This window comes from Streptomyces sp. NBC_00075 (genome assembly GCF_045041225.1).
Taxonomy (GTDB): domain Bacteria; phylum Actinomycetota; class Actinomycetes; order Streptomycetales; family Streptomycetaceae; genus Streptomyces; species Streptomyces adonidis.
In genome coordinates, this window is sequence record NZ_CP108243.1 from 3,939,500 (window position 1) to 3,962,343 (window position 22,844).

The 22,844-nt window shown below is 68.7% G+C and carries 24 protein-coding genes; 12 read left to right on the top strand and 12 right to left on the bottom strand.

What is annotated here, in order from left to right:
- Positions 1–552: 552 nt before the first annotated feature.
- On the bottom strand, positions 553–810 hold the full coding sequence (locus OG787_RS16830) for a hypothetical protein (protein WP_405535633.1): 258 nt from the start codon (positions 808–810) through the stop codon (positions 553–555).
- Between the two features lie 239 nt (positions 811–1,049).
- Here OG787_RS16830 and OG787_RS16835 point away from each other — a divergent pair, with 239 nt between their 5' ends.
- Positions 1,050–1,598 (top strand): hypothetical protein, encoded by a 549-nt coding sequence (locus OG787_RS16835; protein ID WP_405535634.1) that lies wholly within the window; start codon positions 1,050–1,052, stop codon positions 1,596–1,598.
- Here the strand turns inward: OG787_RS16835 and OG787_RS16840 are convergent.
- From OG787_RS16840 to OG787_RS16885, 10 genes are all read right to left on the bottom strand, one after another.
- A complete protein-coding gene (locus tag OG787_RS16840; RefSeq protein WP_405535635.1) occupies positions 1,595–5,215 on the bottom strand; it encodes a hypothetical protein in 3,621 nt (1,206 codons plus the stop codon). The genes OG787_RS16835 and OG787_RS16840 overlap by 4 nt on opposite strands.
- Positions 5,212–6,108, bottom strand: coding sequence for an S-4TM family putative pore-forming effector (locus tag OG787_RS16845; RefSeq protein ID WP_405535636.1), 897 nt, complete (start codon positions 6,106–6,108; stop codon positions 5,212–5,214). The genes OG787_RS16840 and OG787_RS16845 overlap by 4 nt, the downstream gene beginning before the upstream one ends.
- Before the next feature lie 414 nt (positions 6,109–6,522).
- Positions 6,523–8,028, bottom strand: coding sequence for an ATP-binding protein (locus OG787_RS16850; RefSeq protein WP_405535637.1), 1,506 nt, complete (start codon positions 8,026–8,028; stop codon positions 6,523–6,525).
- Between the two features lie 283 nt (positions 8,029–8,311).
- Positions 8,312–8,497, bottom strand: coding sequence for a hypothetical protein (locus tag OG787_RS16855; protein ID WP_405535638.1), 186 nt, complete (start codon positions 8,495–8,497; stop codon positions 8,312–8,314).
- Positions 8,494–9,075 (bottom strand): RNA polymerase sigma factor, encoded by a 582-nt coding sequence (locus OG787_RS16860; RefSeq protein ID WP_369036584.1) that lies wholly within the window; start codon positions 9,073–9,075, stop codon positions 8,494–8,496. Before OG787_RS16860 ends, OG787_RS16855 begins: the two co-directional genes overlap by 4 nt.
- 114 nt (positions 9,076–9,189) lie before the next feature.
- Positions 9,190–9,597, bottom strand: a complete 408-nt coding sequence (locus OG787_RS16865) for a DUF6278 family protein (RefSeq protein ID WP_405535639.1) — start codon at positions 9,595–9,597, stop codon at positions 9,190–9,192.
- Between the two features lie 121 nt (positions 9,598–9,718).
- Complete coding sequence (locus tag OG787_RS16870) at positions 9,719–10,303, bottom strand: hypothetical protein (RefSeq protein ID WP_405535640.1); 585 nt, start codon at positions 10,301–10,303, stop codon at positions 9,719–9,721.
- 76 nt (positions 10,304–10,379) lie between these two features.
- A complete protein-coding gene (locus tag OG787_RS16875; protein ID WP_369036582.1) occupies positions 10,380–10,919 on the bottom strand; it encodes a hypothetical protein in 540 nt (179 codons plus the stop codon).
- A gap of 132 nt (positions 10,920–11,051) precedes the next feature.
- A complete protein-coding gene (locus tag OG787_RS16880) occupies positions 11,052–11,765 on the bottom strand; it encodes a DUF4328 domain-containing protein (RefSeq protein WP_369036581.1) in 714 nt (237 codons plus the stop codon).
- A 139-nt stretch (positions 11,766–11,904) separates the two neighbouring features.
- The gene (locus tag OG787_RS16885) at positions 11,905–13,554 is read right to left on the bottom strand and encodes a beta-N-acetylhexosaminidase (RefSeq protein WP_405535641.1); all 1,650 of its coding nucleotides are present in this window, start codon (positions 13,552–13,554) and stop codon (positions 11,905–11,907) included.
- 292 nt (positions 13,555–13,846) lie between these two features.
- On the opposite strand from OG787_RS16885, the gene OG787_RS16890 reads away from it, so the two are divergent.
- The 7 genes from OG787_RS16890 to OG787_RS16920 all read left to right on the top strand — a co-directional run bounded on the left by OG787_RS16890 (position 13,847) and on the right by OG787_RS16920 (position 19,745).
- The gene (locus OG787_RS16890; RefSeq protein WP_369036579.1) at positions 13,847–14,371 is read left to right on the top strand and encodes a 2-oxo-4-hydroxy-4-carboxy-5-ureidoimidazoline decarboxylase; all 525 of its coding nucleotides are present in this window, start codon (positions 13,847–13,849) and stop codon (positions 14,369–14,371) included.
- Positions 14,372–14,567: 196 nt separating this feature from the next.
- Positions 14,568–14,948 carry a succinate dehydrogenase, cytochrome b556 subunit gene (sdhC, locus tag OG787_RS16895; protein ID WP_105973587.1) on the top strand — a complete coding sequence of 127 codons (381 nt, stop codon included), beginning with the start codon at positions 14,568–14,570 and terminating at the stop codon, positions 14,946–14,948.
- A 5-nt stretch (positions 14,949–14,953) separates the two neighbouring features.
- The gene (locus tag OG787_RS16900; RefSeq protein WP_235475348.1) at positions 14,954–15,445 is read left to right on the top strand and encodes a succinate dehydrogenase hydrophobic membrane anchor subunit; all 492 of its coding nucleotides are present in this window, start codon (positions 14,954–14,956) and stop codon (positions 15,443–15,445) included.
- 31 nt (positions 15,446–15,476) lie between these two features.
- On the top strand, positions 15,477–17,231 hold the full coding sequence (sdhA, locus tag OG787_RS16905; protein WP_405535642.1) for a succinate dehydrogenase flavoprotein subunit: 1,755 nt from the start codon (positions 15,477–15,479) through the stop codon (positions 17,229–17,231).
- Entirely contained in the window at positions 17,231–18,010 is a 780-nt protein-coding gene (locus OG787_RS16910; RefSeq protein ID WP_319092408.1) for a succinate dehydrogenase iron-sulfur subunit, read from the top strand. Before sdhA ends, OG787_RS16910 begins: the two co-directional genes overlap by 1 nt.
- A gap of 160 nt (positions 18,011–18,170) precedes the next feature.
- Positions 18,171–18,860: a hypothetical protein gene (locus OG787_RS16915; protein WP_369036577.1), complete on the top strand. Its 690-nt coding sequence runs from the start codon at positions 18,171–18,173 to the stop codon at positions 18,858–18,860.
- A 57-nt stretch (positions 18,861–18,917) separates the two neighbouring features.
- Positions 18,918–19,745 carry a hypothetical protein gene (locus OG787_RS16920; RefSeq protein WP_405535643.1) on the top strand — a complete coding sequence of 276 codons (828 nt, stop codon included), beginning with the start codon at positions 18,918–18,920 and terminating at the stop codon, positions 19,743–19,745.
- A gap of 18 nt (positions 19,746–19,763) precedes the next feature.
- Here the strand turns inward: OG787_RS16920 and OG787_RS16925 are convergent, their stop codons facing one another.
- A complete protein-coding gene (locus OG787_RS16925) occupies positions 19,764–20,426 on the bottom strand; it encodes a maleylpyruvate isomerase N-terminal domain-containing protein (RefSeq protein WP_405535644.1) in 663 nt (220 codons plus the stop codon).
- Between the two features lie 226 nt (positions 20,427–20,652).
- Here OG787_RS16925 and OG787_RS16930 point away from each other — a divergent pair, with 226 nt between their 5' ends.
- The 4 genes from OG787_RS16930 (at position 20,653) to OG787_RS16945 (ending at position 22,780) form a co-directional block, all read left to right on the top strand.
- Positions 20,653–21,015 (top strand): type II toxin-antitoxin system RelE/ParE family toxin, encoded by a 363-nt coding sequence (locus OG787_RS16930; RefSeq protein WP_405535645.1) that lies wholly within the window; start codon positions 20,653–20,655, stop codon positions 21,013–21,015.
- Positions 21,016–21,018: 3 nt separating this feature from the next.
- Complete coding sequence (locus tag OG787_RS16935) at positions 21,019–21,336, top strand: helix-turn-helix domain-containing protein (protein WP_405535646.1); 318 nt, start codon at positions 21,019–21,021, stop codon at positions 21,334–21,336.
- A gap of 101 nt (positions 21,337–21,437) precedes the next feature.
- Positions 21,438–22,172 (top strand): DUF4253 domain-containing protein, encoded by a 735-nt coding sequence (locus OG787_RS16940; protein WP_405535647.1) that lies wholly within the window; start codon positions 21,438–21,440, stop codon positions 22,170–22,172.
- On the top strand, positions 22,163–22,780 hold the full coding sequence (locus OG787_RS16945) for a DUF6461 domain-containing protein (RefSeq protein ID WP_405535648.1): 618 nt from the start codon (positions 22,163–22,165) through the stop codon (positions 22,778–22,780). Before OG787_RS16940 ends, OG787_RS16945 begins: the two co-directional genes overlap by 10 nt.
- Positions 22,781–22,844: the final 64 nt, after the last annotated feature.

Consider the following 22,844-nt stretch of genomic DNA (forward strand, 5'->3'; position numbering starts at 1 on the left):
GAGCACACCTCAAGACCTCAGTGGATGCAGTTTCCTGTCGTCCGCAGCCTGTAGCGAAAGGCACGTTACGGCGTGAAACCGCTGCTCGTCCATGTCCGTACAACGTGCAACCAACCCGTGATGCGGTGAGGGTGTGACAGAAAACGCACGCGCGGCGCTGTAGGAGATACGGGCCGCCGCGCGGCCCGTGCCGCGCGACGGCCGGGGCCTCTCCTGTGGGGGGTGGCGGCTCCGGCCGTTGCCATCGGCTTTACTGCCCTGCCCTGGGACGATGTACGGAATCGGTGACCAACGCGGCCAACGCGTGACCAACCGGCCGGACGCCTCGTGTGATTCTTCCAGCACGAGGCACTGAACTGTCTCAGATGTCGACTCTCGGGCCCCTTCGACTCGGCGCTCGCCGTGCTGGGCCATGCCGCGGTCCGGCCAGTGAGCTTTCCAAGCTGATGGGGCCAGCCATGAGTTGGGCTGTCCTGCGCAACGACGAAGTCGCCCGGCGGCAGGAGACCGGAACACGACAGCTGCGGCTTTCCGCCGCACGCCAGGCCATCGTCAACGGCCGAAGGGCCACAGCGGGAGTCTGGGGCGAGGCATGCCGAGGACCTTGCGCACCATGTCCTTGGAAATGTCGTGGCGGCCTCGGTTGTAATAGATCTCCGCGTGCACCTCTTCGGGCGTGAACCTTGGGTTTTCCTTCGCGACCTGGCGGATGTACCTGGTCTTGGCCTCGTCGGGCTTACTGTCGGCCGGTTGCCTGCGGCGCTTGACGCGCCGACGGATACGGCGACCGGAGTTGTCGGAGTAGACCACACACGCCTCCCCCAAGCGTCGATGGGTGATCCGACGCTAGGGGAGCGGAGCGTTGCAGGTCCATGACTGATCGTGCGCACCCATGACCGTCCGCTGGCGGGTTCCTGCCCCGCTCTAAGCTGTCGGCTGCGTTCCGGCCGGTAGCGCGGCGGTCACAGGGAGGGACAGAGATCACGGCAACCGTTCATGTCGCGGTCCTGGACCCCTTGCCGGTGTTCCGGCATGGCGTCGCAGCGTCGTTGTCGAGCCTGGGGCACCTCGTCGAGGAGCCCCAGAACGCCGAAGCCTGGCTGCGTGAACGCCCGGGCGGAGTAGTGCTGTTGACCCTGCGCACCGCGGAGGACCTGGACCGGCTGACCGCTCTGTGCCGCCTACGGCCCCGCCCGCTCGTCGTCGCGCTGCCGTCCGCCGACGACGCCTCCCTGGGCGTGCGGGCCATGCGGGCCGGTGCCCGGTCGGTGGTGGCGCGCGAGGCGACGGTGTCGACATTGCAGCGGGCGGTGTCCGCGACCCTCGACGGCGAGGCGGTGATGCCGACCGAGGTGGCCGACCTCCTCGTGACCGGCCGTGGTGGCCGGACCCCGCGCGGCCCGGTTCCCTCTCCGGAGCAGATCGCCTGGCTGCGTCGGCTCTCCGACGGTTGGACCGTGTCCCGGCTGGCCTCGGACACCGGCTATTCAGAGCGTGCGATGTACCGGCTACTCCGGGCGTTCTACCAACGGATCGGTGTCAGTACCCGGCTGGAGGCCATCATGCTGGCGCACGACAAGGGCTGGTTCAAGAACTAGCCGGCGCGACCCGGTCGCATGCGTGCCAACTGGGTGAGTACCGGTTCGAGGCGCGGGTCGCCGTTGGCCAGGATCTCCACCATGAACCTCAGCCGACCGTCCAGCCCGGGCGTCTGCTCAGCCGGCTCAGGGCGTGCCTGACGGAACGCCTCCAGCACCCTCGCTGGTTCCGCGCCGTCGACGAGGACCGCATAGCACCGGGCGATACCCGCGAAGTCCCACGCGACCAGGTCGTGCACGTCCGCCCTGATGCGCTGGCCGGTCTCGTCGTGAAGTTGCTGGAAGAGATCCCTCGCAGTACCCGGGAGACCGGAGCGGTGCGCGATGATCCCCCGCAGCGCAAGCTCCACGATCTCCTTGCCGGCCACCCGGTAGCGGGCCGACTCCTCGATCGCCTTCCGGGCTGCAGGGAAATCACCCAGGTGCACATGCGTGAGGGCCAGTACGGTGAGCGACCGCCGCAGGCTGATCGGGTCCCGATGGTCGCGCGCGATACCGATCGCCCGGTCGACCACCCGTCGCGCCTCGCCATATCTGTTCTGATAGAGATACAACTCGGCCGTCGCGCTGAGCAGGTCTGCCTGGAGCGAGGGAGAGGGGCGGGCCGTGACCAGTTCGTCGCACCTGGCCAGCATCGTCAGCGCGTCCGGGATCTCGTTCAGCTCGGCGTACCACCGGGCCAGCCTCAGCGCGGCGCCGGACGCCAGTTCGAGATCGGTCTCGTGGGCGGCTTCGAATGCCGACAGGGCGTCCATGATCGCGCTCCGGTAATTGCCCTGCCGCTGTCGGCAGTCAGCCAGTCCGGTCAGCGCGGCGGCACGGTCACCGCCGTTGTCGTCGTCCTCACCCGCCAGCCCCAACGCCCACCTGTAGTGCCTTTCGGCGTCCGCAAGGTGGCCGTGTTCCCAGAACATGACACCCAGACCGATGTGGATACGGCGTATCGCCTCACGGTTCTGGTCCTCCTGGGCCATTTTGAGCGCGGACTGGTAGGCCGACCGGGCAGAGGAGAAGTCGCCACTGTACGAATAGAGATCCCCCAGCCAGGCGAGGTTCGCCGCCTCGCCTTCCCGGTCGTCACCGAGTCGGCCACGCACGGCTTCCCGCTGGGTCCGCAGCTCGGTCCCGCTGCCCCAGAGGTCCACCAGATCCTCCATCGATTCGATGACTTTGTACGCGCAGTTGTACAGTCCGGCCCGGAGCCAGACGTCGACGCGCGCGAAGTGCGCGTGCAGGTCGGCCATGCCGTGGACGTCGCCGTCGTCCTTCTGCATGCCGTGCAGCACCAGGTCCGCTCGCACCAGGAGGGCGCGCCGGGTCAGCGGCTCGCCCTCGTCCGCCCGCCGGTCGCCAGGGGCCAGGCGGCTGAGGACCGCCTCGATCTCGCTCTTTCGGAGATACCAGCGACCGTCCCGGCCTTCCAGGACGAGACCGGCCGCGACGAGCGCTCGCAAGGCCGGCTCGATCCGGGGCGTCGGCACATACGGCTCCAGGATGCGGACGACGTCTTGGGCGCCGGCCGGAATACCGAGCGCCGCCAGCCCCTCCATCACGCACTGCTGTTCGACGGGAAGGTGGTCGACGAGCAGGTGCACCAGGCGTTGATGCACCTCACTCGCCGACACGGAGGACAGCCACGCTCCGACCTCGTGGATCCGCAGCGCCGGCGGATCACTGCTGATGACCGCGGAGAGCAGTTCCGCGAGCCGCGGGTTGCCGGCCAGACGACCGTGAACGCGCCTTAGATCATTCTCCGGCAGGACGGCCAGTCCGAATGTGTCGCTGGGGTCGAGTACGGCGAAATGCTCTCGCAGCCAAGGTGGCTTGAGTCCACTGAGGTTGATATGGACCGCCTTCTCCGTCCACGCCACACCTGTCGTCGCCTCGGGTATGTGCTGCGTCACGAAGACGATTTTGACGAGCGGGTCCGGCCGGCTTTGCACGGCCTCCAGCGCCAGGTCGAGCTCCGAGTCTCGCAGGACGTGCCCGTCGTCGAGAAGGTTCTCCGCCGAGTCGATCACGATCACCCGCCGGAAGCCTCCTGTCGCGTCAAGGCCGTCCAGGGCGATCTCCAGGCGTGCTCGTGCGTAGGGGCCGGCCAGCTGGCCCGACCCGGGTGGCTCGATGTCCTCGATCAGGGTCGTCACGCCGATCTCCCCGTACGGCGTGGCGTCGTGCCAGCGAACCCCCGAGGACTCGTCGTCCGGATCCGTCCAGTCCAGGTCGGCGAGCGCCTTGCGCACCAGCGCCGTCTTGCCTATCCCGGCCGGGCCGCTGACCACGATGACGGAGGTGGTCCGATCGTCCAGCGCCGCGCGGAGATCACTGCACGGATCCTCGCGGTCGACGAAGGCGGATGTGCCCCGCGCCGGTCGGCCGGCCGTCCGCGTCGCCGCCGTGCCGGTCGTCCCGAAATCCGCTCCCGCGTCGAAGTGCTCCGGTCTGGCCGCCTGTGGGTCCAGCGGTCCGAGCAGAACCCGGGTGAGCCGCCCAGCCAGCCGTGCGCACCAACGGCGGGCATCCGGCGTACCGCTGTCGTACGCGCTGTGCAGCATCGCCTGGGCGAGCAGAGAGACCTTCAGCTGCGTGTGCCACTGCTCCGGATCCCCGTGTTTGTCGACGACGAACTGGAATGCGGGCTCCCGGAGCGCGTCAATGATTTTTCGCACCCTTCCTGGCATGCCGCCATCGAGGCGCTTATCACGCTTGTCACGCTTGTCACGCACCAGATAGGTGAGAAACTTCGACTGGGTGCCGGCAGAGGACTCCGCGATCTCCCGCCAACAGAGCGAGATCAGCAAGGTGGCGAGATCCCGGCTCAGCGGTGCCCGTGCGTCATAGGTGGCCAGGTCGATCAGCCGGAACTGGGCGGCGTCGCTGATCCCGTCGTACGTGGGCACAAGGACGTTGTCCCCGTGCAGGTCTCCATGTGTCCGGCCCACCAGGCAGTGGATCCTTCGCCGTGTTGCGGGCGTGTCCTTGGCCAACAGCCGCCACGGGTTGGGCAACGGCTCGCTCTCACCCGGCAGTTCCAGGAGGTCGGGCGTGAGCAGATCGCGCTTCAGCGCCCAGTCGTGCAGCCACCCGCCGGTCTTGAAGCCGTCGCCCAGTTCGGAGGTCAGCAAGCTGGCCACGGTCGCCGGCTCACTGTCGTAGTCATCACCGGTCCACCCCAGGAGCATCCTGCGCCAGATCGTCTTGCAGGCGTCGGCGAGTTGGTCGGGATCCACCTTCCCCAGCGGAATGCCGTCGGCCTTGAACTGGCCTACGACGAAAGCGTCCTGGGAACAGTTGACCGTTGGAAAGGCGATCCCGGCGAGATGCTGAAGGCCGAATTCCCCGGGTGCCTCCCGCAGGGCCGCCACATGCCGACGGTTCTCCCGCTGGTGCTTCAATGGCGCTGACGGACAGAACTTGATCACGCACCAACGCGGTTGGGGCTGCCCCGTGGCGCATTCCACCTGCGCCTTCGCAAGCTGTGCCCCGGTGAAGCCGCGACTACGTTCCTCGATGGTGCCGCTACGGATCTTGAGGCCGTTGTCGAGCAACGACTCGATGATCGCCGACGCGACGGCGGCGTCTCCGAACTCGTGGGTCAGCTCCTCCAATACGGTCATGACCGGGGGAACCTCGCTTCCAGCTCTCGCATCCTGATCTGGAAATCGCCCTTGTCCTGGTCGTGGTAACGCCGGAAGTACCAGGCCGGCAGGCGCGGTTGCAACCGCCGCATCTGATAGAGCGTGTCCTGCACCTGGCGGGCAAAGCAGGTCAGCGCGGCCGTTGTGGCGATCACCGGTGACGTAGGGTCGTCGATGACCGCACGCACCAACCCGAGGACGCGCAGCCGCTCCTGGATGCTCGCCATCTGAGTGCGGTACATCTCCAGGCACAGGAGCAGCAGGCCGAGCGAGGGAACAAACCAACCGGTGACCAACCGGCTGACCGTCGCTCCGGTGGCGAGGGTAAGCAGGACACCCGCCATGGACCACAGCACCAGTACGCCGAGCATCAGTTGGGCGAAGCGACGCCGAATCCGGGATCCCCAGGCCAGATTCTGCTCCAGACAGAAGAGCACGTCGTAGGGCGCAGCGGCGTCCACCACGAGGTAGTAGCCCCGCAGCCGGTCCTCGCCGCCGCGAAAGGGCCGGCTCAGCCTGCTCACCTCGTCGTCGCCGATCCGGTTCCCGACCGCCACGCTGTTCCACGGCAGGCCGAGTACGTCAGCGTCGAACATCTCCTGAAGAGTCGCGGCGGTCCGCAGGTATCGCTCGGCCCAGGGAGCCATCACTCCCATGTAGAGCGCGGCCCAGAGAGTGCCACCGAGGGTGACGGCGGTGCCGTACCGCGAACCCGGGCCGGTCAGCAGGCCTGCGGCGGCCAGGACGATCGAGACGCCCAAGCTCAGCGTCTGCGCCCGCTGGTTGCGGAGGTGAGCCACGGCGATGGCTTTGAGTACGCGCATGGCCGCAGCGCTCTCCTGCCGGGCCGCGATGGGATGGCTGCTCGTCAACGTCCCTCCCCCGTGTGCAGATCTACGTAGCGAGTTTCACACGTCAGGCAGCCCTGGCGGTACAGTCCGTTGTCTCCGGTGACTGACGGTGCACCCTCCCCTGACCGTCTCGGCAACGCAGCGTGCGACAGGCGCCCTGGGATGATTCGCGCCGCTTGGGAGGACACCACACCCGGACATGGAGGGCGTCCAACCTGGCCGCATCCCTGCGCGCCCCCGACGGAGACCGCCGGTTGACGGCAGTGAGCCGACCAATCGAAAGGCTGATGTCCTCGGCGGAACAGGACGGCTCAAAAAACAGCGGCCAGTGGGCCGAAAGGCCAGGGGCGTTCCGGCAACCGTTGTACATGGGCCAGCATTTCGCCGTTCCACCCGTGGCTCGGCGAACTTCGACACGAGCGCTGTCTGTCGGTGTCAGCTGCTGTAGAGGGCGGGCAGATCGACCAGAAGGAGGTCATCACGCCGATTGGCCAGGTCGACCAGGTCGGGGTAGAAGCCGTGCAAGGAATACAGGGCCAAAGTGGTGGCCGCGGTGTCGTATCCCTGGTCAGCCAGCAGACCACGGATACGTTCCAGGCGCTCCAGGTCACCGGTCCCCCGGCGGGCGGCCGTCGCCTTGGCCTCGCCCAGCAGTGCGATCCTCGCGCGGGGAGCCTGCGGACGCTCGCCGGCGGCCAGGGCGATGACGTCGACCTCGTGCTTCGTCCGGGCGGCCTGGTCGGCGACCTCGGTGGTACCGACCGGGCCGGGCAGTCCACCGGGAAGCAGAGTGTGGGCGTAACGACGGGTGAAGTCGCGGGCCAGGTCCTCGAAGTGCGGCCCGAGGATTTTGGAGTTGAAGGTCGGGGCGGCCTGCTGCCAGACCTGCTCGGCGAAACCCTGCTCCACAGCGGCGGCCTGCGGGAGAGTGACGAGCTGGTTGAAACGGATGACGGGGTCGGCGAGCGTGATGACGGGGTGCCTGGAGCGCAGGATGTCCTGTTCGCGACGGATGTAGCCGGTGGATTCCAGGATCCCGAGCGGGTGAGCGACAGCGTTGCGCGGGCGCTCCAGAGCGGCGCCGATCTTGCTGGGCGTGGTGGCGCCGTTCGCGATCGCGGTGAGGATGTCGTAGTACAGCGTGTGTTGCGTGATCCTCGGATCCTCGCGCAACAGGTACTCGGTCTCGGTCCGCGAGTACACAGCCCTGCCCGGGTCGAGCAGCGTCCGGGCGAGCCAGGCGTCGAAGCCGTCGTCAGGATGTGGGCGGGCGGCTACCGGCCGGTAGCCGGGGGCCCCGCCCAGGACCGCGTGGACCTTGAGCGCGGTCAGCGGGTCGGTGATCTGCCAGAAGGCCCGGCTGTCCCGGTAGTCGAAGGGCCCCAGCCGAAGATCGACCACGGCACGTCCCCGCAGTGGCTTGGTCCCCGAGAGCAGTTCATGCATGACGCTCATCGCGGAGCCGCACAGGATCAGCCGCGGCCCCGGCCCGGCACCCGGCTGGGCACCGCGCTGGCGCTCGTCGTAGAGCTGCTGAAGCAGTCCCGGGATCTCGGGCGAGTGCTGGAGCAGGTACGGCAACTCGTCGATCACCAGCAGCGGGTGCGACGAACGGGCGGTCACATCCAGGGCGTTGGACAAGACGTCGCGCCAGTCTGTCAGGCGCAGGCTCCCCGGCCTCAGACCGGCATGCGTGGCGACCGCGTCACTGAACCGCTGGATCGCGGGCAGCCTTCCTTCCTCCCGAACCGCCGTCACGTACAAGCCGCCGACCTGCTCGGACAGAGCCTGCAGAAGGTACGACTTCCCATGCCGCCGCCGCCCGGAGACAATGCCGAGCCGCATCGCCGGGTCCGGATCGGTGAGAAACCGCGCGAGCAGATCCCACTCCCTGTCCCGGTCGACCACATCGTCCGGCTTGGCTGGCAGCCCCTCCTTCACTTGCCCTCCTAACACCTCTACTTCGACGGAATTCGTCTAAGTCTACTTCGACAAAATCCGTCGTACTGGAATTTCCGACCATGGGACACGTGACCAGCGCGCGACCAGTAGCGGTCAGGAACAGCCAGAAACACCTAGATGAGGGCCGATCTAGATGGGAAGTGAGAACCTGCACCAGGACAACAAAATGCCTGGTCAGAAGCTATTCATGCTTCTGTCCGGCCAGGAGTGGCGGCTCCGGCCGTTGCCATCGGCGGGCCGTCAGGGGGTACGAGACCCCCGTTCACCGCCAGTCGTCCTGGCGCCGAGTCGGTGCCGTCTTGTGTGCCCCGGAGTCCCTGGCCAGCAGAAACGCCGCGATCGCCGCCCGTTCTCCGTCCTCGGCACCCGCGCGCAGGGCGGCGGCGAGCAGCCTCGCCAGTTCCCGCTCCCGTGCCCGTCGGGCTTCTGCCGTGTCGTCGCCGTTCATGTCGGTTCCCCCAGTTGCCGGGCGAGGCGCTTCAGTCCCCGGTGTGCGGCCGTGCGTACCGCGCCTGGGCGTTTGCCGAGGACGCGGGCGGCGGCGGAGGCGTCGAGGCCGACGACCACGCGGAGCAGGACCGCCTCGGCCTGGTCGCGCGGGAGTCCGGCGATAAGGCCGAGGGCGTACTCCGTGGAGAGGGTCTCCAGGACCTGGTCCGGGGTGCTGTACGGGCCGGGCAGCTCCAGTACGTCCTCTTCGAGCGCCGTCCCCTGCGGCCGTACCCGTCTTCGGCGCAGCAGGTCGAGGGCGCGGTTGCGGGCGATGGTCGCCGTCCAGCCGCGGAAACCGGCGCCGTCGCCCTTGAACCGGCCCAGGTCGCGGGAGATCTCCAGCCAGGCGTCGGACGCCACGTCCTCGGCCTCGTCGCCGACGAGGCCGCGCAGATAGCCGAGGAGTCCGGGCTGCACGATCCGGTACGCCTCCGCGAAGGCCGCCTCGTCGCCGTCCTGGGCCCGCGCGACGGCCGCGCCCAGCTCCTCGTCGTACGCCTGTACTCGGCGGGTTCCCCGTCGTCCCTGGCCCAAGCGCTGTCCTCAGTCCGTACCGGCGTACCGAGTGGGAGTACGGGCGCGTGTTCGACTGCCGCCCTTATGGGCATCTGCGTCGCTCGGCGCGGAAGTGTCACAGCTCACGTCGGCTCAGACCGTCGTCGCGTCCCGGCACAGCAGCCGCAGCGAGCCGTGTCCGGCGAAACAGCGGCGGGCCTCGTCGACCGGGTCCCACAGCCGCCCGTCGGCCGTACGGACCCAGTGCCCGCCGTCCGCCTCCAGCCACTCGGCGCCCCCGGCCCGCCGGACGATGACCTCGCCCGCGTACGCCCCGAAGCCGCGCAGCACCGACTCCACGGCGGCGTACGGCGGCTGCTCGCGGCGGAGTTCCTCGATCATCCGGTCGACGCGCCACAGGCTCTGGGTCGAGTAGTCGAGGCGCAGCCGGGCGCCCTCGCGCATCGTCGCGACGGTGTCGGCGGCCCAGCGCACGGGTTTCGTGGCGGCATGCGGGCGGGTCGTTCGGGCTGCGTGTGCTGCTGCTCGGTGTGCTGTCACATTTCAGGAAAGCGTGCAGGTGACGGCCGGTGTCACTCGTTTTCCGCGACTGCCCGGGATCGGTGCGGGACCACCCCAGGACGACCACGGGACGGTCACAGGAGTTACCCGTTTCCGGGGTTCAGGCCCGTCCGCGGGCCCGTCGTGACACCACCGCGCGCAGGACGCGCCGCCCCTCCGTCGACACCGCCATCGCCTGCCGCAGTCCGCCGGAGCCGTGCTCGGCGAGCAGTTCCAGGACCCTGGTCTGGCGCCGCAGTTCGGCCGCGACGAGGGGGGACATGCCCTCCGTACGGCCTTCCCGGTGGGAGTCGACCGAGGAGGCGCCGGTGGCGGAGGCGTCCAGGAGGCGGTGGATGCGGAGCGCGGCGACGGAGCAGGCGTCGGCCCACTCGCGCACCCCGGCGGCGGACCGGGTCGTGGGCGCGGCGGCGAGCATCCGCCGGGCGAGGAGGGTGGCCTCGCCCTCGACGGAGCCGCCGGAGACGGTCAGGACGTCCGGCTCGTCGAGGTCGAGCTTGAGCCGGGCCTCTTCCAGGCGGGCCGTCCACTCCCCGGCGTCGGCGCCGTCGGCGAGGCTGGCCCACAGGGGGCGCAGGATCTCGTCGTCGCCGCCCAGAAGGGGCACGCACCGATCCAAACAAGCCAGTCCGCCGGCTGTCAGGCCGCGCTCGTCGGCCCGAGCGATCAGTTCCACCAGGCTCATGCACGCCTCCCTCGCCAGGGCGCCGACCCTTACGGAGCCCGCGCTTTCCCTTACTGCGTGCAACGTACCCGGCGCGTCACAGCGGCAGAACACCGAGGCGGTCAAGGAACCGGAAGAACAGGTTTTCGGCCAAAGGGTCGGGCTCTGAGGTCAGTACGTCGAGGAGGGGCCCGGCGTTCACCGTGTGGCCGGCCTCGGCGGCCCAGTCGACCGCGCGTCCGGCCGCGTCGGCGGGTTCCAGGAAGTAGTCGTCGAGCGCGAGCGCGCTGCCCTCCTCTCCCTCCTCGTCGTCGCCCTCGCCCTGTCCGGCGCCCAGGTACCCGGCCATGGCCTCGCGGGCCAGACAGGTGGTCCAGGCGCCGCTCTCGGGTGCCGCCGCCTCCAGCACCACACAGCGGCTGTCCATGACGTACCCGAAGAGCGCGGGCGCGTCGGTCTCCAGGGCGAGCGTGTTCATGCTGCCGACGTCACCGTCGCCGCTCGGGTACTCCCACACCTGCCAGCCGTCGTCCCGCCGTTCGCGCGGGGTCAGCCCGTCGCGCACCGCGCGCAGGGCGTCGGTCTCGGCGAGCGGCCGCTCGCTCCTGCCCACGATCAAGTAGCCCCAGTAACCCAATGCCTTCCCCCCGGCCTTTCGGTCCTGCCCGCTCTGCGGCTCTTCTCGCTCTACCGCTCTTCTCTCGCTTACCCGCGCCGAATACACCACAGCCGCAAGGGAGTTGGCCAGTGATCCGACGCGCCGGGCGTGTCAGGCGCTCATGGGGGCGGGACCGAGCGACGCCTTCTCGTGCTGCATCCGGGTGAGCCGGAGCACGACGAGGATCGCGAGGACGGCGGCGGCGATGTCGGCGACGTCGGAGAGCAGCACCTGACCGACGGCGTCCTGGATCTCGGCGGCGGTGTCGGCGTTGCGGTACGCGGTGTACCCGGCCCGGTTGGTGAGGAGCGCGAGGATCCACAGCGTCCACCAGGTGTTGACGAGCCCCTGCGGGGCGCGGGTGCCGGCGCGGCTGCTCGCGTCCCAGATGTCGAGCATGATCCGGCGCGGGAACCACAGGTTCACGATCGGCACGAACCAGCCCCAGCCGGCCCAGGCGCGCTTCTTGCTGTGCCCGAACGGGTTGAACACCTCGGCGTTGACCCGTACGCGCAGGAACCAGATGAGGTAGACGACCGTCGTCGCGACGAGGGACGCGGACTGTAGGTATCCGGCGGCGGCGTAGAGCGAGTCCGCGTGGTCGGCGTCCCGCAGGGAGGCCTCGTCGCCGTCGTTCGCGAGGGAGCCCATCACGTCGTACATGGTGAGGTCGGCGTAGACGGCGAAGAGGTCGACGGCGATGACCACGCCGAGCAGCACGGCGACGGCCTTGCCGAGGCCGACCGGGGAACGGAGCCAGGCGGGGCCGTGCGGCTGGAAGACGGGGCCTGTCGGCGCGGCGAACTGGCTGTGGTTGCTGGACATGCGGATCCCCCGACAAGAAGCCGGGCGCGCCCCCATCCCCAGGGGCACGCCCGGCACACGAATATCTGTGCGACTAATGTTCGACTGGCGTCGCTTACGCGGAACTTACGGGTCGCCCGACCCGCCCGTCCAGCCGGATTCAGTCCAGCCGGTCCGCCAGCGTCTTGAACCGGTTCCAGGACAGGGACGGCTGGGTCCGGGGGTCCCACAGCTTCTGGACGGTCGCCCGCAGCGGCATCCGTATGCCGGCCGCCACCTGGGCCTGCGTCTGCGATCCGGCGAGGTCGCACCAGACGGCGAAGACCCCGCCGAGAATCTGGTCGTCGTACGTCGAGGAGACGGCCGAACTGCCGCGCAGCACGCGCGGGGTCCACTGCTTGTAGATGCGCTCGCCGGTGGGATAGACGAAGGTGTTCGGCTGCCCGAGCACGTAGTAGAGGTACTCGTCGTTGTAGTTGACGACCTTGCGGCCCGCGCTGAGATACCCGGCCGGCTGCCGGGCGCCGATCTCCTTGCCGGTCCAGTAGGCGACCTGGATGCTCTTGTCCGGCTGGACCGAACTCGACTGGTAGAAGCCGTCGTTCCAGGCGCGTACGGCCGTCCGGTCGTGGGCGCGGACGGTGGCGGCGCGGTCGTTGAGCCAGCCCGTCGCGAGGTCGGAGACGCCGGCGCCGGACCCGTACTTCTCGGTGGCCGCGGCGGCGAGCTGGGGGTAGGAGGCGGCCGGGCTGGAGACCGTCAGGGCCCGGTACTCGTCGCCGCCGAGGTGCCAGGAGGCGCCCGGGAAGAGGTCGGCGTACTCGTTGAGGAGATCGTCGACGATCTTCGCGGACTCGGGCTTGGAGATGTCGATCGCGCCGCGCGCCGCGACGCCCTGAGCGTTGGTCAGCTGGAGGTCTGGGTGGGCGGCGAGGACCGCGCCCAGATGGCCCGGGGAGTCGATCTCGGGCACGACGGTGATGTGACGGCTCGCGGCGAGGGCGAGGATGCGGCGGACCTCGGCCTTGGTGAGGTGCTGCTGGGAGACGACCTCGGGGTGGCTGTCGGAGGCGATCCGGAAGCCCTGGTCGTCGGAGAAGTGCAGGCCCAGCTCGTTGAACTTGAGGTCGCCCAGTTCACGTATGCGGTCCTCGATCCAGCCCGCCGTGAAGTGCTTGCGCGCGATGTCCAGCATCAGCCCGCGCCGCTCCTTGGCGGGCCGGTCGCGTACGACGCCCTCGGGGGCGGTGCTTCCGCCGGTCACCTCCTGCTTGAGGGTGCGGGTGCCGTAGAAGACGCCGGCCTCGGCGGGGGCGGCGACGGTGACGCGACGGTTCGTGACGGTGAGGGTGTAGGACTCGGCGCCCTTGTTGGCCTGCCCCCGGTCCAGTTTCAGCTGGACGTCCCCGGCACGGGCGCCGGCAGTCCCGCCGTACGTCATCTTCAGCTCGCCGGCGAGCAGCTTCCCCTCGTCGGCGAGGGCACCGGCGGTGACGACCACGCGGGCGGTCGAGGCGGGGCGCCAACCGGGACCCCGGGCGGGTGTGTGCTCGCGAACGGCGGGGATGGTGCGAGGCGTCCTGGACAGGGGGTAGACGCGGGAGGGGGCGGTCGAGGAGGGCGCGGCGACAGAAGGGGCGCGGGCCGCGTCGGGGGCGGAGGCGGTGGCTCCGGGTATGTCCGAGGAGCGGGCCGCGCCGGTCGACGCGGTGTCGCTGCCGGTGTCCGGGCCGGTGTCGCCGACCGGCCAGAGGGCGACGGTCACTCCGACGGCACCGACGGCGACGAGAACACCGGCCCCGAGAAGCAACCGGGACCCCTGTCCGTGCGTCTTCCGGTCAGGGTTCCGATCGGGGACCCGTCGCCTCCGCCCGGTCATCGGTTCCCACCTGCCCGAGCCTCACGTATCGCCCGCATGCCACGCACCTCCTAGGTCCACCGGATGTTCCGAAACTATCCCGTTCGGGTGAATTTCAGACGCCCGAGGGACAGCTCCTGACCACTCTCGATAGTGTGAGCGGTACTTCTCACACGGCAACCCAGAACTCCGAGGACTCACGCTGCCCGCGCACCGTCTTCCCCACCTCACCGGCCGGCTCGCCATGCCGGCCCAGACGCGCAGCGAGTCCCCCTCTCCTACGCCGACAAGCCTGGAGCGGTTCAACACCGAGCCCGCCGCGGACATCGAGCGCGCACTCCTCACCTGCCTGCGCAGCCTCCGCTGGGCCCGCCGCCTCACCGACCACCGCCCCTACCCGGACCTGGACTCCCTGCTGGCGGCAGCGGACGAGGCGGCCTACGACCTGACCCCGGGCGACCTGTCGGAGGCACTGGCGGCAGAGTCCCTGCCCGACCTCCCGGACGGCGTGTACGCGGCGGCCCACACGGCACTGGGGGCCGCACATGCGGCGTACGAGAGTCGTTTCGGACACATGTTCGTTATCTGTGTCGAGAGCGCCTCCCCGGACGAGGCCCTCAACCAGGTCCTGACGGGCATCCGGTCACGTTTGACAAACGATCCGGAGGAGGAACGCGTGGTGGCAGCAGAGGAACTCCGCCGCCTGGCAAAGCAACGGCTGGGGAGTTCCCTGAGGGGCGCGGGGAACTGCGCGACCAGCCACAACTGACCAGTCACCCGGCACACACACCACACCCCCTCCCCCAGTAGCCCGTACGAAGCCTGTTTGATCACATCAGTAGGCCCGCTGTAAGCGTTCCGACAAGTCGTCGCTACGATGGCGAGGGCCGGTGGACCGTACCCGGCCGGGCCCGTCCGACACCGAAGCCGGCGCGGCCCCAATCCCCGCTCCCGGAGGGTTTTCCGTGCCGGCTGGAACGCTGTACCGCGGCCGGGAAGGAATGTGGTCCTGGGTGGCTCATCGAGTCACCGGCGTCCTCATCTTCTTCTTCCTGTTCGTACACGTCCTGGACACCGCTCTCGTCCGTGTCTCCCCCGAGGCCTACGACAAGGTCGTGGCCACGTACAAGACGCCGATCGTCGCCGTGCTGGAGTACGGCCTCGTCGCCGCAATCCTCTTCCACGCGCTCAACGGTCTCCGCGTCATCGCCGTCGACTTCTGGTCGAAGGGCCCGCGCTACCAGAAGCAGATGCTGTGGACCGTCGTCGGCCTGTGGGTCGTGCTGATGATCGGGGCGATCTACCCCGTCCTCGGCCACGCCGCTCGTGAACTGTTCGGGAGCTGACGCACATGGCGACGACTGAATCCACCGCCTCGGGCATCGGCCCCGTCGAGGGCGCGGGCGCGTTCTCGGGCTACGGCGTCGACAACCCGGCGCCCCTGATCGAGGCCCCGCGCAAGCGCACGAAGAAGACCCCCAAGTCCACCCGGGGCAACTTCGAGATGTACGGCTGGCTGTTCATGCGGCTGTCCGGCATCGTCCTGGTCGTGCTGGTCCTGGGCCACCTCCTGATCCAGCTGGTGCTGGACGGCGGTGTCTCCAAGATCGGCTTCGCCTTCGTGGCCGGCCGCTGGGCCTCCCCGTTCTGGCAGGTCTGGGACCTGCTGATGCTGTGGCTGGCGATGCTGCACGGCGCCAACGGCCTGCGCACCGTCATCAACGACTACGCGGAGCGCGCGAACACCCGGCTGTGGCTCAAGGGCCTGCTCTACACCGCCACGGTGTTCACGATCCTGCTGGGCACGCTGGTGATCTTCACCTTCGACCCGAACATCCGCTAGGCCACGGTGCTGAGGGACTGAGGAAATCCTGATGAAGATCCACAAATACGACACCGTCATCGTCGGCGCGGGCGGCGCCGGTATGCGCGCCGCGATCGAGTCGACGAAGCGCAGCCGTACCGCCGTACTGACGAAGCTCTACCCGACCCGCTCCCACACGGGCGCCGCGCAGGGCGGTATGGCCGCCGCGCTCGCCAACGTGGAGGAGGACAACTGGGAGTGGCACACCTTCGACACGATCAAGGGCGGTGACTACCTGGTCGACCAGGACGCCGCCGAGATCCTGGCGAAGGAGGCCATCGACTCGGTCCTCGACCTGGAGAAGATGGGCCTGCCGTTCAACCGGACGCCCGACGGGACGATCGACCAGCGCCGCTTCGGCGGTCACAGCCGGAACCACGGCGAGGCCCCGGTCCGCCGCTCCTGCTACGCGGCCGACCGCACCGGTCACATGATCCTCCAGACGCTCTACCAGAACTGCGTGAAGGAGGGCGTGGAGTTCTTCAACGAGTTCTACGTCCTCGACCAGCTGATCGTCGAGGTCGACGGTGTGAAGCGGTCGGCCGGCGTCATCGCGTACGAACTGGCGACCGGCGAGATCCACGTCTTCCAGGCGAAGGCCGTGATCTACGCGTCCGGCGGCTGCGGCAAGTTCTTCAAGGTGACGTCGAACGCGCACACGCTGACGGGTGACGGCCAGGCGGCGGTCTACCGTCGCGGACTGCCGCTGGAGGACATGGAGTTCTTCCAGTTCCACCCGACCGGCATCTGGCGCATGGGCATCCTGCTGACGGAGGGCGCCCGTGGTGAGGGCGGCATCCTCCGCAACAAGGACGGCGAGCGCTTCATGGAGAAGTACGCGCCGGTGATGAAGGACCTGGCGTCGCGTGACGTCGTCTCGCGGTCCATCTACACGGAGATCCGTGAGGGTCGCGGCTGTGGCCCCGAGGGCGACCACGTCTACCTCGACCTCACCCACCTCCCGCCGGAGCAGCTGGACGCCAAGCTCCCGGACATCACCGAGTTCGCCCGCACCTACCTGGGCATCGAGCCGTACACGGACCCGATCCCGATCCAGCCCACCGCGCACTACGCGATGGGCGGCATCCCGACGAACGTCGAGGGTGAGGTGCTGAGCGACAACACGACCGTCGTCCCCGGGCTGTACGCGGCCGGCGAGGTCGCGTGCGTATCGGTGCACGGCGCCAACCGCCTGGGCACGAACAGCCTCCTGGACATCAACGTGTTCGGGAAGCGGGCCGGGATCGCGGCGGCGGAGTACAGCCAGAAGGCCGACTTCGTCGAACTTCCCGAGAACCCGGCGGAGTTGGTGGTCTCCCAGGTGGAGCACCTGCGCGAGTCCACGGGCACGGAGCGGGTCGCCGCGCTGCGCCTGGAACTCCAGGAGACCATGGACGCGAACGTCATGGTGTTCCGTACCGAGCAGACGATCAAGACGGCGGTGGAGAAGATCGCGGAACTCCGCGAGCGCTACCGGAACGTGTCGATCCAGGACAAGGGCAAGCGGTTCAACACGGACCTCCTTGAGGCCATCGAGCTGGGCAACCTGCTCGACCTCGCCGAGGTCATGGCGGTGTCGGCCCTGGCCCGCAAGGAGTCGCGCGGCGGTCACTACCGCGAGGACTACCCGAACCGCGACGACGTCAACTTCATGCGCCACACCATGGCGTACCGCGAAGTCGGCGACAACGGCACCGAGTCCATCCGTCTCGACTACAAGCCGGTCGTGCAGACCCGCTACCAGCCGATGGAGCGTAAGTACTGATGGCAACCCCTGTTCTGGACAAGGCGGACGCGGCCGGCGAGCCCGAGCCCGGCTTCGCCGACTCCCCGTACATCACGGTCACCTTCCGCATCCGCCGCTTCAACCCGGAGCTGGCGGCCGAGGCGGTCTGGGAAGACTTCCAGCTGGAGATCGACCCGAAGGAACGCGTCCTCGACGCCCTCCACAAGATCAAGTGGGACCAGGACGGTTCGCTGACGTTCCGTCGCTCCTGCGCGCACGGCATCTGCGGCTCGGACGCCATGCGGATCAACGGCAAGAACCGCCTTGCCTGCAAGACCCTGATCAAGGACATCAACCCCGCCAAGCCGATCACGGTCGAGCCCATCAAGGGCCTCACGGTCCTGAAGGACCTGGTCGTCGACATGGAGCCGTTCTTCCAGGCGTACCGCGACGTGATGCCCTTCCTCATCACGAAGGACACCAACGAGCCGACGCGCGAGCGCTTCCAGACGGCGGAGGACCGGGAGCGGTTCGACGACACGACCAAGTGCATCCTGTGCGCGGCGTGCACGTCGTCGTGCCCGGTGTTCTGGAACGACGGCCAGTACTTCGGCCCGGCGGCGATCGTCAACGCGCACCGGTTCATCTTCGACAGCCGTGACGAGGCGGGTGAGCAGCGGCTGGAGATCCTGAACGACCGTGATGGTGTGTGGCGCTGCCGCACCACCTTCAACTGCACGGACGCGTGCCCGCGAGGCATCGAGGTCACGAAGGCGATCCAGGAAGTGAAGAGGGCGCTGATCACGCGCCGCTTCTGATCTTTCCGGGACTCCGGTTGTCCTTCGGTGGCCATGCCTCTGTATCGACAGAGGCATGGCCACCTGGCGTTATGGCCACCGGACGTTTGAGCCCTGCCCACAGGAGCCTCACAACTGGTCACTACGATTGCGGCGGAAGTCGGACGAGAGTGGACGGGCGATGGTGGACGGCGTCGAGAACCGGGCGGCACGGTTTCGGGTGTGGGTCGGGCTCGTCCTGCTCGCGGTGGGCTGTTTCGTCGCCGGGGACGCGGCCCGGCGGGTGGGCGAGGCGCTGGCGTTCGGCGCCCACTGGTGGCCGTGGATCCTCCTGACGGTCGCCGTACTCAACCTGCTCCGCTCGGCGATGCCGACGGGTTCGTACATCGGCCCGCTCGTCCTCGGTGCCGTGGCCCTGGTCGGGCTGGCGATGTCCGACAGTGTCGGCCCGCAGGAGGTGGAGGACATCGGCCTGCCCGGCGTACTCGTGATCGCCGGCGCCGGGCTCGCGCTGGCGGCCTCGCACGATGTACGGACGACCAGTTGGAGCCGGTTCCTGACGACCGGCCGGGTCATCTTGCCGAAGGGGGCGCGCGGGACCGTCACCGTCCGCGCGGTACTGGGCGACCTGCGCGCCGACCTGACCCAGGCATCGCCCGACGACGAGACGACCGTACGGCTCACGGCGATCGGGGGCCATGTGCAGGTGACGGTCCCGAAGGACCGGGCTGTGCGGGTGCACATGTCGGGGGCGGTGCTGACGCACATCGGGGAGACGGGGGCGGACCCGGTCGAACCCGGTGACTCCGGCAAGGGGTTCACGATCCATGTGGTGGGATTCTGCGGCGCGGTGGGCATCGTGCGGGTGTGATCAACAACCCCGGCGCGGGGCTGGGAACTTGGTCAACTTCGGTTACAGACTGAGCACATGACCAACCTGAGGAAATCGATCGCGGCACTGTCGGCTGTAGCCGCCACGACGGCCACGCTGCTCGCGACACCCCCCACGACAGCCTCGGCAACCCCGGCTCCGCACGCGACGTCCGCGACATTCGCGACGTTCGCGCGGGAGAACTTCGACCACCTCCCCCTCGGCCCGGTCACAGCAGGCCGAGGCTGGACGACGGACGCCTCGGACGGCAGCACCCTGACCGTCGTCCCGAGTTCGACTTCGACTTCGACTTCGACCGGCAAGGGCCGCGAACTCCGCATCCGTACGGAGGGCAATGGCCGCGCGTTCGTGGTCTTCCCCACCCCGTCGGTGCCCGGCAACAGCTACTGGGCCCGTCTGCGGCTACGCGTGGACGCGTTCCCGACGGCCCCCGACTGGGCCCACTGGACGATCGCGGAGGCCTCCGGCTCCGACTCCCCCACCCTCGTACGCCCGTTGGGCGGCCAGTACGCCCCCACGGACCAGGGCAACTTCTGGGGCGTCGGCTCCGATCTGGGCCCGACGGGCGACTGGACGTCGTGGAAGACGTCGGCGCCGGCGGTGGCGGGCGGTTGGGGTTGCGTGGAATTCCACCTCGACGGCGCGGACAACCGGGTCACCGTGTACTTCGACGGGGTCGAGCAGTCGGACCTGACGGTCGACGCGACCCATCACGGGGGCGCGCAGGACTCGGACTTCACCTTCCCGACGTTCGATGAGCTGAAGGTGGGGTGGCAGTTGTATCAGGGGGATCCGACGCCGTCGTCGTACGACGTGCGGATGGACGACGTGGTGGTGAGTTCCCGGCGCGTGGGCGGGTGTTGAGGACGCGCTGGGGGCTCTTCAGCCGAGGAAGAGGGGGAGCTTCGCGGCGAGGTCACCGAGGGCGGCTGTCTCGGCGTCCGTCGGGGCACGGCGTCCGGTGCCGATCAGCAGGGCGTCCCGGTCGGAGAGGGAGGCGGGGAACGGGGTTCCGGTGATCGCCTCCAGCGAGGCGCGCGCGGCGGCGAGGGTCTCGGTGGGCGGCAGCTGCGACTCGTCGTACGGGAGATGCGCGATCAGGTCGAGATGGTGAAGCGTCCATTCGAGGACGTACGCGGAGAGGTAGTCGCCGACGGTCAGCACCTCGTCGCGGGTGCTGACGCGGGCGGCGGGATCGGCGAGTTGGGCGGCGCGGCCGGCGGCGGAACCGACGTCGTCGAGGTGGAACTTGAGGAGCGCCGGGTCACCGTAGGCGGCGGCCAGCCGGGGGATGAGCGCGTCGAGGGGGTCGTCGCCGGTCGGGGGTTCGGTGCGGACGTCCCAGTAGGTGACAGAGTCGACGGTCGGCTCGGCTTGGGTGGGCGTGACCAGGGTGATCAGGACGTCCTGGGCATCGATGACGAGGTGGCAGACGAGGTCCCTGACCAGCCAGCCGGTACACCCGGAGGGACGCTCGAAGTCGTCGTCGGGGAGGTCGGCGACGGTGGTGAGCAGGGCTGTCCAGGAGCGGGAGAAGAGGTCCACGGTCCGGCACGGTAGCTCTGGAGGGAATGGGCGGACAAGCGTATTCGGAGGGCCGGTTCAGGTGCTTCGCCGATCACGCGTACCCGAGCGGGGAGCGGGGCCTCGGGAGCGTTCACCACGATCGGGTGACACGAGGGCGTATCCCCTGCCCGATGGCCGACAGTACGCAAGGGTACTAGTATGGAAGCGTACTACTGGATGAGGGCCGACGGCCTGGCATCTTGAAATGGCCGGGGAGGTTCGCGACTGGCTGCACGAACTTCGCAAGGACAACCGTGCCACGGCGCAGCTCGTAGGGCAGGCGATTCAGGCTCTCGTCGACGAAGGCCCTGACCTCGGACGCCCGCTGGTCGACCGGATCAAGGGTTCCACCCTGCACAACCTCAAGGAGTTACGCCCCGGCTCGGCCGGAAGCAGCGAGATCCGCATCCTGTTCGTCTTCGATCCGGAGCGCAGCGCGGTCCTTCTCGTGGCCGGCGACAAGGCGGGCCGGTGGACCGAGTGGTACCGCCGCTCCATCCCCTTGGCCGAAGCCCGGTACTCGGACTGGCTCGTTCACCTGAAGCAGCGACAGCAGAAGGAGGCGTAAAACATGACCAGCTTCCACTCCTGGGACGAGGTCAAGGAGGAGGTCTTCGACTCCGAGGACCTCGACGAGATCTCCGCGGGTGCCCGGCGCATGGTGGCCGAGGCACGCGCACACCGGCTCGCGGAGATGCGTCGCCAACTCGGGCTCACTCAGCGCGAAGTGGCCGACCGCATGCACGTGCGGCAGGAACGGGTGTCGGCCATCGAGCGCGGCTCGACATCATCCGCAGAGGTGGGAACTGTCGCTGCCTACGTCGCGGCCCTGGGCGGGAAGTTGGAGATCGTCGCCAACTTCAACGGAACTCGGGTGATCGTGGCGTAAGGCGACGGCCTTTGGGAGGAGTTGTTCGGGACGGGTTCGGCGGGGCGTAGATCCGGGGAATTCCGGGGGGCATTGTCAGTGGTGCCTCGTAGGGTCCCCTCATGTCCCAACCACTCAAGGACCATCACGAACGGCTGCTGGACGACCTGCCGCCCGGCCACCTGGTGGGTCCGTCCCAGGATCCGCATCCTTTCGTGTGGCTGAGCGATGGGCCGGTCCGGGGCGCGGCCGACTGGTGGGTGCGGTTGTACTCCAGACACTCGGAGACAGGTCTGTATCCGCTGCTGCTCGAGTACCCGGACGACTCGTTCGAGCCCGTAGGAGCGGGGGGTGTCTACGCGGCGGGGGCCGACGCCGCTTCCTACCTCCGGCGTGAGTGGACGAAGAACGCGTGGGCGCCCTTCGAGGAGTGGCCGGGCCTGGCGGCGCCTGCCGCAGTGGTGGCGGACGTCGCCCTGCCCGCCGGGGAACTCGCCACCGCGCTGGTCCGCAGCAGCCGGGCCCAGTGTCTGGCACTGGTGGAGGTCTCCCGGGGTGCCGACGCCCCCGCTGCCCTCAACTGGCTCGGACCGGCCAACCACATCACCGCGGAAGAGCTGTCGGCGGTACTCCGTTCCTGGGAGGACCGGTTCGGAGTCCGTGTCGTGGGCTTCGGACACAGAAGTCTCCACGTCTCGGTCGCCGCTCCGCCGACGGACCTCGACCAAACCCGTGTTCTGACGGCCGAGCACTACGTCACCTGCCCGGACTGGTTCTACGTGGACCCGTCCATGGACTGGGAGACATACCCCGAGGAACTCATGAAGCGCCACGAATGGGAGTTCTGGTGGGACTGACCGCGACCGCTACCGACTACACATGGTTCCAGGACCTCTTCCCGGACCTCGCGGAGGCGTACTGCTTCACGCTGGTGCGCGATCTGCCTCCCTCAGAGGTTCTCGCCCGCCTCGGAGGCAAGGCCGAGCCCTCCCTCACCGGGACGGAGGCGATAGTGGAGGCGGCCTTCGATCTCCTCGATCGTCCGGACAGCGCCCGGCAGCTCATCGCCATGACCACCGTCGGGGACTGGACCCTGCTGATCGAGCCCATCGGCTACCTCGGGGTCACCGAGGAACGCGCCCTGCCCGCCTCCGCCGGAACGCGCTGGGTCTCGCATTTCGTGAACATCAACGGCGTCAGTACATTCCTCTGGGCCGAGGACACGGTCAACCGTCTGACGTTCGAGCCCGAGGTCCCCGACCAGCGATGGGGGACGACCCCTGACGAACTCCTGGACGCCATGCACCACAGCGGCTTCCAGTTCGGGGACGAGATCTCCGACACCGCGGACTACCTCGGCGTGGAAGCGGCGTTCGCCCTCGCGGAGCACCTGACGGGGGTACATATCACGCCGGAGATTCTCCGGGACACGGCCTTTGTCTGCGGCAGTGCCGAGATCAGATGAGCCAGGTGAGCCGGTCGAAATGACCCCTGCCGAGCACGACCACAGACCGTCGGACCGGCGCGCA